Raw genomic sequence first — 11,618 nt, forward strand, 5'->3', positions numbered from 1 at the left:
ACTTCTTCACCCCGGCGGCGCTCTAATCGATGCCGCCCGGAGCAGGCAGAATGGGGACACATGAGCGCGCGGATACTGGTCGCCGAGGACGACCCGAAGCAGGCCAACCTGGTTCGGGTCTATCTCGAACGGGAGGGCCACAGCGTGCTCGTCGTCGGTGACGGGCGGGCCGCCCTGGAGCAGGTCCGGGCCCGCCGCCCCGACCTGGTGGTGCTGGACGTGATGATGCCGGTGGTGGACGGGCTCGACGTCTGCCGGATCCTGCGGGCCGAGTCCAACCTGCCGATCCTGCTGCTGACCGCCCGGACCACCGAGGACGACGTGCTGCTCGGGCTGGACATCGGCGCCGACGACTACCTGACCAAGCCGTACAGCCCACGGGAGCTGGCCGCCCGGGTCCGGGCCCTGCTGCGCCGCGCCGGGGTGCTCAGCGCGGGCAACCAGGCGGTGCTCCGGGTCGGTGACCTGGAGGTCGACCCGGGCCGGTTCGAGGTGCGGATCGGCGGGCGGCTGATCACGCTCACCGCCAAGGAGTTCGGCATCCTGGAGGTGCTGGCCGGTGAGCCCGGCCGGGCGTTCACCCGGGCGCAGATCATCGACCGGGCCTTCGGTTTCGACCACTACGTGCTGGAACGGACCGTGGACGCGCACGTGATGAACCTGCGCCGCAAGATCGAGGTCGACCCGGCGGAGCCGCGCTACGTGCAGACCGTCTTCGGCCGGGGCTACCGGCTGGCCGAGCAGCCCGGTGCCCAGCGGAGCCCGGAGGACGCCGCCGCCGGGGCGGACCCGTCGGCGTGAGCTTCCGGTTACGGGTACTCGGCCTGGTGATGCTCGTCGCGGTCAGCGCGACCGCCGCGACCCTCTGGCTGGTACTCCGGCAGGCGTCCCGGCAGATCGACGAGTCCGGCGCCGCCGCCGCCTCGCTGGACCAGGTCACCACCGCACTGCGCGACTACGGCCGCCGGCACGGCACCTGGGAGGGGGTCCGCGATCTCGTCGTACGGCTCGGGGAGCAGACCGGGCAGCGCATCCACCTGGTCACCGACTCCGGCTGGGTACTGGTGGACACCGACCACGAGAGCAACCCGGAGCGGGCGGTACGCGAACTCGGCACCGTGAACGGATACGTCAACCCCCGCCCCACCCTCAACCTCTCCGGGGTGGACGCCGATCCGGCGAAGACCGCCGCCGACGAGCTGTACCGCTACCGCACCGAGGTCCGGTTCGCCGCCTGCCTGACCCGGCACGGGATCGAACCGGTCCTGACGCCGGGCCGGTTCGGGGTGCCCGAATACGACGTGAAGGCCGCCACCTCGACCCATCCGGAGGTGGGCCGGAGCTGCCTCGACCAGGCGAGCCGGTCCGAACGGGCGCTCCAGGCCGACCTGGGTGACCTCTCCGCCGCCTGCACCACCACCGACCCGAGCGAGCCGAGGGACTACTGCCTGGCCGAGGCGTTCAGCGTCCGGATCGCGGAGGTGGCGCCCGAACCGGCCCAGGTCATCCTCGGGGTCGGCGACGAGGACGACCGGGCGCTGGTGGTCGGTCCGCTGCTGGCCGCCGCCGCCGGGGTGGCTGCGGTGGCGATCATCGCGACCGCCCTGCTCAGCCACCGGGTGCTGCGCCCGATCGCGATCCTGACCGCGGCCTCCCAGCGGCTCGGCCGGGGCGACCTGACCAGCCGGGTGCCGGTGCGGGGCAACGACGAGATCGCCGTACTGGCCCGGTCGTTCAACCGGATGGCGGACTCCCTGCAACGCGGCGAGGAACGCCAGCGCCGGCTGGTCGCCGACGTGGCGCACGAGTTGCGTACGCCGCTGGTCAACCTGCGCGGCTATCTGGAGGCGCTCTCCGACGGGGTGATCGAACCCGATCCGGAACTCTTCGCCTCGCTGCACGAGGAGGCGGTGCTGCAGCAGCGGATCGTCGACGACCTCCAGGATCTCGCCCTGGCCGAGGCCGGCAGCCTGGCGTACCACCGGACCGCCGTCGACCTGGCCGAACTGCTGGAGACGTGCCGCACCGCGCACCGGGGCGGTGCCGACGCGGCCGGGGTGACCCTGGTGGTGGACGCCGAACCGGTCGCCGTGCACGCCGACCCGGACCGGCTGCGCCAGGTGGTCGGCAATCTGCTCACCAACGCGCTGCGGGCCACCGCCGAGGGCGGCGAGGTGCGGCTCACGCTGCGCCGCTCGGGTGACTCCGCCGTGGTCGAGGTCGTCGACACCGGTTCGGGGATCGCACCGGAGGCGCTGCCGTACGTCTTCGACCGGTTCTGGCGGGCCGACTCGGCGCGCGGCCGGCAGACCGGCGGCAGCGGGCTGGGCCTCTCCATCGTCCGGCAGATCCTCACCGACCACGGCGGCAGCATCCGGGTGACCAGCCAACTGGGGGCCGGTACCACGTTCACGCTCACCCTGCCGGTCCGGCCGGCCTGAGCCAACTCCGCGCTACCGCCGGATGCCCGCCCAGTCGTGGTGCCGGCGGACGGTGGAGAGGATGAAGTCGACGACCCGGCGGGACGTGTCGGTGACCTGGTAGTCCGCCGGGCAGGGCACGCCGGCCTCGGCGACCTGGTCGACGGTGACCCGCACCGCCTCCAGCACCCCGCCCGGGTCGAGGCCGGTCATCACGATGCCGCCCGCGTCCAGCGCCTCGGGTCGCTCGATCGACTCCCGCAGGGTCACCGCCGGGAAGCCGAGGATCGCCGCCTCCTCGCTGATCGTCCCGCTGTCCGACAGGGTGCAGCGGGCCTGCGACTGGAGGCGTACGTAGTCGAAGAGCCCGAACGGCTCGTGGAAGGCGATTCCCTCCAGTGTGGACGCGTCGGCGGCGAGCGCCTCCAGCCGCTTGCGGGTACGCGGGTGCGTGGAGACCAGCACCGGCAGCCGCCAGGTGTCCCGTACGGCGCGCAGGCAGTCGAGCAGTCGCCCCAGCCGGGCCGGGTCGTCGACATTCTCCTCGCGGTGCGCGCTGACCACGAAGTAGCCGCCCGGCTCCAGTTCGAGCTGGCGCAGGATCGTCGAGGCCGCCACCTCCGGCCGGTAGTGTTCCAGTACCTCGCGCATCGGCGAGCCGGTGTGCAGGATGCGGCGCGGGTGCAGCCCCTCGGCCAGCAGGTTCCGCCGGGCGTGCTCGGTGTAGACCAGGTTGAAGTCGGCGACGTGGTCCACCAGCCGCCGGTTGGTCTCCTCCGGCACGTTCAGGTCGAAGCACCGGTTGCCGGCCTCCATGTGATAGACCGGCACCCGCATCCGCCGGGCCATCAGCGCGGCGATGCAGCTGTTGGTGTCGCCGAGCACCAGCAGCGCGTCCGGGCGCAGTTCGGTGATGGCCTGCTCGATCCCGGTCAGCACTCCGCCGAGCACCCGGCCCAGCGAGGTGGTGTCGATCCGGAGGAAGCGGTCCGGCTCGCGCAGCCGCAGTTCGGTGAAGAAGACCTCGGAGAGGTTCCGGTCCCAGTTCTGCCCGGTGTGCACCAGCAGGTGCTCGACCGTACGGTCCAGCCGGTCGAGCACCCGGGAGAGCCGGATGATCTCCGGTCGGGTCCCCACCACCGTCATCACCCGGGTCATCGTGGCCTCGTCCCTGTCTCGCGTTCGGGCCCTCCACGACCAGGAGCCGGTCGGCCGCCGCCGCCGAGGAGCCGGCGGACGGTGGCCGGGCCGGAGCCGCCCGCCGACGGTACGGCGCTCTTGGTCAGCAGGTCCTCGATCTGGTCGGCGCCGACCCGCAACGACATCCGCTCCCGGTAGACCTCGCGGGCCCGCTGGCGCAGCGCGGTCCGGGCCGCCGGTGGCAGCGCCGCCGCCTCGACGAGCCGGGCGGCCAGCGCGGTCGGATCCTCGGGCGGGCAGACCAGACCCACCCCGGTCGACTCGACCAGCCGGGCCGCGTCGCCGGCCGCCGAGACGACCACCGGAGCGCCGCAGGCGAGCGCGGCCTGGAGCTTGGACGGCACGGTGCCGCGCAGCCCGGGCAGGTCCCGCAGGCAGACGAGCTGGTAGTCGGCCGCCGCGTAGAGGTCGGCCATCGCCTCCGGTCGGCGCCGGCCGAGGAAACGTACGTTCCCGGCGCCCAGTTCGGTGGCGAGCCGGCGGGCACGCTGCTCCTCCGTACCCGAGCCGACCAGGACCAGGTCGACCCGGTCCCGGGCCGCGTACGCCGCCCGGATCGCGGTCTCGACCCGCTGGAACGGCCCCATGTTGCCGGCGAACATCACGGTGCAGCGGCCCCGGTGCCCGAGTGCGGCCCGCGCCGACGCGGTCGCCGGCACCGGCCGGAAGAGCCGCTCGTCGGTCCAGTTCAGCACCACCCGGACCCGGCCCGGGTCGGCGCCCCGCGCGACGACCAGCTCGGCCATGGACGGCGAGATGACCGCGATCGCGGCGGCCGACCGGTAGAGCCGGCGCATCGTCGCCGAGAGGGCGCGCTCGATCATCCGGCCGACGCCACCGCCGGGACTCATCGCCGAGGCGGTCACCGACTCCGGCCACATGTCCTGGACGTGCAGCACGACCGGCACCCGCCGGGCCAGCCGGGCCACCGCCGCCGCGGCGAAGGCGGTCGCGGGCGGGTGGTAGACGTAGAGCGCGTCGGCACCGGTCAGATAGCCCGGGGCGGCCAGCGCACTGCTCGCGGCGAAGCTGGCGAAGTTGGCGGTCCGGCCGAGCGGGGACGAGTCGTGGCTCGGATAGACCGGCACCCGGCGTACGCTGACGTTGTCGCCCCCGGCGTGCGAGGTCCGCCACCGCTGCCGGTAGCCGGGATAGATCCGCCCCTCCGGATAGTTCGGGAAGCCGGTGAGTACCCGCACCCGGTGTCCCCGGGCGCCGAGTTCCCGGGCCAGTTCACCCGGCACGAAGACCGGCTCCGGCGGGTACCACTGGGTGACGACGCCGATCCTCACCCGACCACCACCGGCGCCGCCGCAGCGGGTTCCGCCACCGGCTCCGGAAACGTGTCGGGGCGGGCGGGGTCGAAGAGTTCGTTGGCCCAGAAGAGGGTGAGCAGCTCGCCGTCGCCGGTGTTGGTGATGTGGTGCGCCCACATCGTCGGCATGTCGACCACCACCGGCTCGTCCCCGCCGACCCGGAACCGCAGCACCTCGCGGTGCCCGACCCGGCGCAGCGCGATCTCGGCGGTGCCGCGCAGCACCGCGAACCGCTCCACCTTGGCCAGGTGGAAGTGTTCGCCCCGGGTGACCCCCGGGCCGCTGGTCGAGGCGAACGTCTGCCCGGCACCGCCGTGCGACTTGACCACCTCGACCAGCGCGCCCCGCCGGTCGGTGTGCCGGACCAGCGGCCGGGGATGGTCGGCGGGGAAGCAGTGCGACCGGTAGGTGTTGAACAGCCGTACGTCGTGCCGGTCGACCAGCGGCGGGATCTCGCCGGTGCGGTAGGTCCGGGCGAACCCGGCCAGCCGGTCGGCCAGGGCGCGTACTCCGATCCGCAGCGCCGGCATGCCCGGGTCCCACGGCACGGTCGGGGCAGCGGTCCCGGCCGGTTGCCGGGGGTCGCCGGGCGGCAGGCCGAGCAGCCGGGCGGCGGCGTCGAGGGCGTGCACCAGGGTCAGTTCGCGGTCGTCGCGTACCCCGGGCGGGTCACCGTCGGCCAGCTGCCGACAGAAGGTGGCGACCACCGAGTTGTAGTACGGGCGGCCGTGCTCGCCGTAGAGGTTCGGCAGCGGTACGTCGTCGAAGCGGCAGCGCCCGGCAACGGCACCGGCCAGGGTGGCGGCGGCGGCCTGCTTGGAGTCGCCGTACGGGGTGCCGTTGCCGGTCTGGGTCGAGTTGGCGAAGGCCACCGTGGCCGGCGGCGTCGGGCAGTACCGCAGTCCCCGGGCCAGCGCGGCGGCGACTTCGACGTTCCCGGCCGCCACGTCCGCCGGGTCGCCCCGGTTGACTCCGGCCAGGTGCAGCAGCCGGTCGGCCCCGCCGACCGCGGCGGCGACCCGGACCGGGTCGGCCAGGTCGGCCCGGGTCAGGGCGACCGGTTCGGGCCAGCCGAGGGCGCGGGCCAGCACCCGTACGTGCCAGCCGAGGAATCCGCCGGCACCGGTCAGCACCAGCCTCACGGCGCCAGCGCCAGGTCTCGGGCGGCCAGCTCGGCACGGATCTCCGGGAGGTCCCGGAGCAGTTCCAGGATCTCGGGTACGCCCAGCCGGGGCGCGTTGGCCGAGTTGAAGTCGCGGCCGCTGGCGCCGGCCGGGTCGCCCTCGGAGACGTAGAGCGCGTAGTTGAGGTCGCGGGCGTCCAGCGGGATCCGGAAGAACTCGCCGAAGTCCTCGGCCTCGGCGACCTCCTCCCGGCTGGCCAGCGTCTCGTCCAGCTTCTCGCCGTGCCGGACCCCGATCAGGTCGAGCTTGGCCGGCACGTCGAAGAGCTGGCAGAGCGCGGTCGCCAGGTCGCCGATGGTGCAGGCGCCGGCCTTGCGGACGAAGATGTCGCCGGCCCGGGCGTGCAGGAAGGCGTGCTCGACCAGTTCCACCGACTCGGCCAGCGACATCAGGAAGCGGGTCATCGCCGGGTTGGTCACCGTCGGCGCCCGGCCGGCCTTGATCTGTTCGACGAAGAGCGGGATGACGGAGCCCCGGGAGTACATCACGTTGCCGTAGCGCACGCAGGAGACCGTGGTCCGGCTGCCCGGGTTGTGCCGGGCGTGCGACTGGACGACCTTCTCCATCAGCGCCTTGCTCATCCCCATCGCGTTGACCGGATAGACCGCCTTGTCGGTGCTGAGTACCACCACCGAGGCCACGCCGTTGCGCTCGGCCGCCTCGACGACGTTGGCACTGCCCAGCACGTTGGTCCGGACCGCCTCCAGCGGGAAGAACTCGCAGGACGGCACCTGTTTGAGGGCGGCGGCGTGGAAGACGAAGTCGACGCCCCGGGTCGCCCGCAGCATGCTGTCGAAGTCCCGGACGTCCCCGACGTGGTAGCGGACCCGGTCGTCGCCGAGCCGGTGCCGCATCAGGTCCTGTTTGGCCTCGTCCCGGCTGAGTACGCGTACCTCGCCGACGTCCTGGTCGAGCAGCCGGCGCACCATCGTCTGGCCGAAGGAACCCGTGCCGCCGGTGATGAGGACCCGGCGGCCAGCAGGCAGAGATGTCACAGGTACTCCGTTCGCGCATGCCGATAGGACGGCCCGGCGCCTCGTCGAGATCTGCGGCTCGACCGTGCCCTTCCACCGGTCCGGACCGTTGGTGTCTGGTGTGCCACCTGCGTCAACGACGGGATGGCCGGCAAGTCACGCGTGTCAAACAATGGTTCTCTGATTCATTTATCCCTGAATTTTTATTCATATATCGGTTGATGCCCACTTCTGTCCCATCAGTCTGATAGAACACTTCCGGTCAGCTGCTGTTCCGGCTCTGGAGGGACCCCCACCCGTGGATCTTTCTGAACGCGCGCCGTCGCCGGGACCGGCCAGCCCGGCCGACACGTCCGGTCCACCCGAGCCCGTCCTGCTCTCCCCGCCGGACGTCGGGCCGCTGGAGGAGTCGTACCTGATCCGGGCGCTGCGCTCCGGCTGGGTGGCGCCGCTCGGGCCGGAGGTCGACGCCTTCGAGCGCGAGGTCGCGGCCCGGGCCGGCACGGCGCACGCGGTGGCGCTGAGTTCGGGTACGGCGGCACTGCACCTCGGCCTGCTCGGCCTGGGTGCCGGCCCCGGCCGGACGGTGGTGGTGCCCACCCTGACCTTCGTGGCGACGGCGAACGCGGTCGTCTACACCGGCGCCGAGCCGGTCTTCGTCGACTGCGACCCGGCGACCGGGAACGTCGACGTCGCGCTGCTCGCGGCGCTCCTCGACGAACTCCGCGCCGCCGGCCGGGACGTGGCGGCGGTGGTCCCGGTGGACATGTTCGGCGCCTGCGTCGACTACACCCGGCTCTCGCCGGTCTGCGCCGCCGCCGGGGTGCCGGTGCTGGAGGACGCGGCCGAGGCGCTCGGCGCCACCCACGCGGGCCGGGCGGCCGGTTCCTTCGGCCGGGCCGGCGTCTTCTCGTTCAACGGCAACAAGATCATTACTACCTCCGGCGGCGGCATGCTGGTCACCGACGACGCCGCCCTCGCCGACCGCTGCCGCTACCTGGCCACCCAGGCCCGGCAACCGGTGCCGCACTACGAACACACCGAGATCGGTTACAACTACCGGCTCAGCAACCTGCTGGCCGCCGTCGGCCGGGCCCAGCTGCGCCGGCTGGACCGGATGCTCGCCCGCCGCCGCGAGCTGCGGGAACGCTATGCCAAACTCTTCGCCGCCGCGCCCGGGGTACGCCTGCTCGCCGAGGGCGACCCCGGCATCAACTGCTGGCTGAGCACCATCGTCGTCGACCCGGCGACCGCCGGCTGGCGGGCCGGTGACCTCGCCGCGCACCTGCACGCGGCGCGGATCGAGACCCGTCCGGTGTGGAAGCCGATGCACCTGCAACCCGCGTTCGCCGGGACACCGGGCGCGATCACCGGCGCGGCCGAGCGGCTCTTCGCCGACGGCCTGACCCTGCCCAGCGGCTCCGGGCTGACCGAGGCGCAGGCCGGCCGGGTGCTGGACGCCGTCGCGAACTTCCTGGAGGCCCGCGCATGACCGCCGGCCACCGGCGGTACGACCGGCGCAAGCGCCTCCTCGACCTGCTGGTCGCGGCCGTGCTGCTGGTACTGCTCTCCCCCGTCCTGCTCGGCTGCACCGCCGCGGTGGCCCTGGCACTGGGCCGCCCGGTGCTGTTCCGGCAGACCAGGCCGGGCCGGGACGGCCACCACTTCGAGCTGCGCAAGTTCCGCACCATGCGCCCGGCCGGCCCCGACCGGAACAGCGACGCCGACCGGCTGACCCGGTTCGGAAGCTGGTTGCGGGCCACCAGCCTGGACGAGCTGCCGACGCTCTGGAACGTGCTGCGCGGCGACATGAGCCTGGTCGGGCCGCGCCCGCTGCTGGTGAGCTATCTCGACCGGTACACCCCGGAGCAGGCCCGCCGGCACGAGGTGCGACCCGGCATCACCGGCCTGGCCCAGGTACGCGGCCGCAACGAGCTGAGCTGGGAGGAGAAGTTCCGCTACGACGTCGAGTACGTCGAGCGGCGGTGCCTCGCCCTCGACCTGCGGATCCTGCTGGAGACCGCACTCCTGGTGCTGCGCCGGCAGGGGATCAGCGCACCGGGCAACCCGACCATGCCGGAGTTCGCCGGCAGCCGACTCGTCGGGACGGAGTCGGGGCCGGGCCGGAGTGTGGAGTCGTGACCGCCGACCTGGTGATCGTCGGCTGCGGCGGGCACGGGCGGGAGGTCTTCGACATCGTCCGGGCGATCACCGCCGCCGGCCGTACTCCCGGCTGGCGGGTGCTCGGATTCGTCGACGACCGCCCCGCCGAGCCGGGCCTCAAACTGGTCCGCCGGCTCGACGTGCCGTACCTCGGGCCGGTCGAGGAGCTGCGCCAGGCGCCGCCGGGCACCTCGGTGGCGCTCGGCATCGGCGATCCCCGGATCCGGCGCACCGTCGCCGCCCGGGTGGAGGCGTACGGCCTGCCGGCTCCCGCGCTGGTGCACCCGGACGCGACCGTCGGCCCGGACACCGTGGCCGGGGACGGGCTGGTGGTCTTCGCCGGAGCCCGGGTCACCACCAACGTCCGGCTCGGCCGGCACGTGCACCTCAACCAGAACTGCACGGTCGGCCACGACAGCGTGCTCGGCGACTTCGTCTCGGTGAATCCGCTGGCCGCGATCTCCGGCAGCTGTGCGCTCGAGACCGGGGTGCTGGTCGGGACGACCGCGGCCGTACTCCAGGGGTTGCGGGTGGGCCGGGACGCCACGGTGGGCGCGGGTGCCTGCGTGGTCCGGGACGTGCCGGACGGCACCGTGGTGAAGGGGGTGCCGGCGCGGTGACCGCGACGACGGGCAGTGCCGTCCCGGCCGGGGCGCACGACGCCGACGGGCTCGCCCGGCCGGCCGACCTCGGCGACGTGGTGCTGGACGCGGCCGGCGGGGACCGGGGCGGCGCGGCCCGGTGGCGGGGCGAGCTGGACGCCTACCTGGCCGGGGTGCCGGTCCGGCCCCGGGTGATCGGCCGGGGGCGGCGGATCAGCCCCGGCTGGCTGCTGCGCCGGGAGCGGCTGGTCCGCGGCGCCCGGCTGGTGGTCGCGCCGAACAACGTCTCGTTCGGCTACGCCGGCCACGAGCGCCGGGTACTGCTGCGCAACGCCCTGCACTTCCTCCATCCCGCCGAGGAGTACCTGCTCGGCCGGCTGCCCCGCGCGTTCCGGGCGCAGATCCCGATGGTCCGCCTGCTGGCACGCCGGGCCGACCTCGTCGTCGTACCGTGCGGCGCGATGGCCGACCGGGTCGTCCGGCACGTCCCGGCGGTACGGGACCGGATCGCGGTACGCCCGCATCCGGTGACCCCGGTCGACGCCTGGGCACCGGACGACCGGAGCTGGCTGCTGGTCCCGGTGGTCGCGGCCGGCTACAAGAACCTGGTCCCGCAACTGCGGATGCTGCTCGACACGGTCGGGCGGGGCGGGCCGGCCGGTCGGGGCGGCGCGGCGGCGGGGCACGGCATCGAGGTCCGGGTCACCGCCCGACCCGGCGACCTGCCGCCGGACGTGACGGCCCATCCGGCGCTCCGGGCGATCGGCGTGGTCCCGCACGACCAGCTCCTGTCGTTCTGGCGCCGGGCCACCGCCGTCTACTACCCGTGCACACTGGAGTCGTTCGGCTATCCGCTCGCCGAGGCCCGGGCCAGCGGGATCCCGATCATCGCGCCGGAGACCGCGCAGGCCCGGGAGATCGCCGGCCCGGCGCTGCTGGGATACCAGCCGGACGACCCGGGGAGCCTGGCGGCGGCGGTGGCCCGGATCCGCGAGCCGGTGGTCGCCGATCCCGCACCGTTCGACCGGGCCGGCTACTTCGACTGGCTGCTCGGAGCGGAGCCGGGGCGCTCCTCCGGCCGGGGCGGCCGATGACCGGCAACGCCCTGGTCGTGCTCGGCACCGCCGGACACGCCCGCGAGATCCTCGCCATCGCCGAGGCGGCCGGCGGCTACAAGCTGCTCGGCTGTCTCGGCCCGCGCCGCGCGGCTGAGCTGGCCCGGCTGCCGGTCGACTGGCTCGGCCCGGACGACTGGCTGGTCGACGCCGACGAGCGCGTCCGGTACGTGCTCGGCGTCGGCTCGGGCACGATCCGGGCCCGGCTCGACGGGCAGCTCGACCCGCGGACGCCGGCCCGGCTGGTGCACCCGGCGGCGGCGGTCGGCCCGGCGGTGGAACTCGGCCCCGGCACGGTGCTCTGGCCCGGGGCCGTACTCACCGCCGACATCGTGACCGGCCGGCACGTGCACGTGGGCGCGAACGCCAGCGTCGGGCACGACGCCGTACTCGCCGACTTCGCCACCCTGCTGCCCGGCTGCACCGTCGCCGGCTCCACCCGGATCGGGCCGGGCGCGACGATCGGGGCCGGCGCGACGGTGATCGACGGGATCAGGGTGGGCGCCGGAGCGATGGTCGGCGCCGGAGCGGCGGTGGTCCGGGACGTGCCGGACGGCGCCGTCGTGGTCGGGGTGCCGGCCCGGCCGATCGAGCGGCGCGACCACTGAGTTTCGACAGGTCACCGAGGGATCCGCGCACCGGTC

General features: G+C 74.0%; 11 protein-coding genes. 7 read left to right on the forward strand and 4 right to left on the reverse strand.

The annotated features are described in order from the left end of the window. Positions 1 to 60 precede the first annotated feature (60 nt). Positions 61 to 801: a response regulator transcription factor gene (locus tag V1634_RS32860; RefSeq protein WP_331211513.1), complete on the forward strand. Its 741-nt coding sequence runs from the start codon at positions 61 to 63 to the stop codon at positions 799 to 801. Continuing rightward, positions 798 to 2,441, forward strand: coding sequence for a sensor histidine kinase (locus V1634_RS32865; protein WP_331211514.1), 1,644 nt, complete (start codon positions 798 to 800; stop codon positions 2,439 to 2,441). Before V1634_RS32860 ends, V1634_RS32865 begins: the two co-directional genes overlap by 4 nt. A gap of 12 nt (positions 2,442 to 2,453) precedes the next feature. Here V1634_RS32865 and wecB read toward each other — a convergent pair whose 3' ends face one another. The 4 genes from wecB to V1634_RS32885 are packed head-to-tail and all read right to left on the reverse strand — an operon-like array spanning position 2,454 to position 7,115. Continuing rightward, entirely contained in the window at positions 2,454 to 3,578 is a 1,125-nt protein-coding gene (gene wecB / locus V1634_RS32870; RefSeq protein ID WP_331211515.1) for a non-hydrolyzing UDP-N-acetylglucosamine 2-epimerase, read from the reverse strand. Next, positions 3,575 to 4,912: a glycosyltransferase family 4 protein gene (locus V1634_RS32875; RefSeq protein ID WP_331211516.1), complete on the reverse strand. Its 1,338-nt coding sequence runs from the start codon at positions 4,910 to 4,912 to the stop codon at positions 3,575 to 3,577. The genes wecB and V1634_RS32875 overlap by 4 nt, the downstream gene beginning before the upstream one ends. Beyond that, positions 4,909 to 6,078, reverse strand: a complete 1,170-nt coding sequence (locus V1634_RS32880; protein ID WP_331211517.1) for a polysaccharide biosynthesis C-terminal domain-containing protein — start codon at positions 6,076 to 6,078, stop codon at positions 4,909 to 4,911. The genes V1634_RS32875 and V1634_RS32880 overlap by 4 nt, the downstream gene beginning before the upstream one ends. After that, positions 6,075 to 7,115, reverse strand: a complete 1,041-nt coding sequence (locus tag V1634_RS32885; RefSeq protein WP_331211518.1) for a polysaccharide biosynthesis protein — start codon at positions 7,113 to 7,115, stop codon at positions 6,075 to 6,077. The genes V1634_RS32880 and V1634_RS32885 overlap by 4 nt, the downstream gene beginning before the upstream one ends. A gap of 352 nt (positions 7,116 to 7,467) precedes the next feature. On the opposite strand from V1634_RS32885, the gene V1634_RS32890 reads away from it, so the two are divergent. Genes V1634_RS32890 through V1634_RS32910 form a run of 5 tightly spaced genes read left to right on the forward strand, consistent with a single transcriptional unit; the run spans position 7,468 to position 11,582 of the window. Beyond that, positions 7,468 to 8,586 carry a DegT/DnrJ/EryC1/StrS family aminotransferase gene (locus tag V1634_RS32890; protein ID WP_331211575.1) on the forward strand — a complete coding sequence of 373 codons (1,119 nt, stop codon included), beginning with the start codon at positions 7,468 to 7,470 and terminating at the stop codon, positions 8,584 to 8,586. Continuing rightward, positions 8,583 to 9,236 carry a sugar transferase gene (locus V1634_RS32895; RefSeq protein ID WP_331211519.1) on the forward strand — a complete coding sequence of 218 codons (654 nt, stop codon included), beginning with the start codon at positions 8,583 to 8,585 and terminating at the stop codon, positions 9,234 to 9,236. Before V1634_RS32890 ends, V1634_RS32895 begins: the two co-directional genes overlap by 4 nt. Continuing rightward, the gene (locus V1634_RS32900) at positions 9,233 to 9,877 is read left to right on the forward strand and encodes an acetyltransferase (RefSeq protein WP_331211520.1); all 645 of its coding nucleotides are present in this window, start codon (positions 9,233 to 9,235) and stop codon (positions 9,875 to 9,877) included. Before V1634_RS32895 ends, V1634_RS32900 begins: the two co-directional genes overlap by 4 nt. Continuing rightward, positions 9,874 to 10,953 carry a glycosyltransferase gene (locus V1634_RS32905; protein WP_331211521.1) on the forward strand — a complete coding sequence of 360 codons (1,080 nt, stop codon included), beginning with the start codon at positions 9,874 to 9,876 and terminating at the stop codon, positions 10,951 to 10,953. Before V1634_RS32900 ends, V1634_RS32905 begins: the two co-directional genes overlap by 4 nt. Further along, positions 10,950 to 11,582 carry a NeuD/PglB/VioB family sugar acetyltransferase gene (locus V1634_RS32910; protein WP_331211522.1) on the forward strand — a complete coding sequence of 211 codons (633 nt, stop codon included), beginning with the start codon at positions 10,950 to 10,952 and terminating at the stop codon, positions 11,580 to 11,582. Before V1634_RS32905 ends, V1634_RS32910 begins: the two co-directional genes overlap by 4 nt. The last annotated feature ends 36 nt before the right edge of the window (positions 11,583 to 11,618 follow it).

The sequence above is a fragment of the Plantactinospora veratri genome, assembly GCF_036421995.1.
Classification (GTDB): Bacteria; Actinomycetota; Actinomycetes; order Mycobacteriales; family Micromonosporaceae; genus Plantactinospora; species Plantactinospora veratri.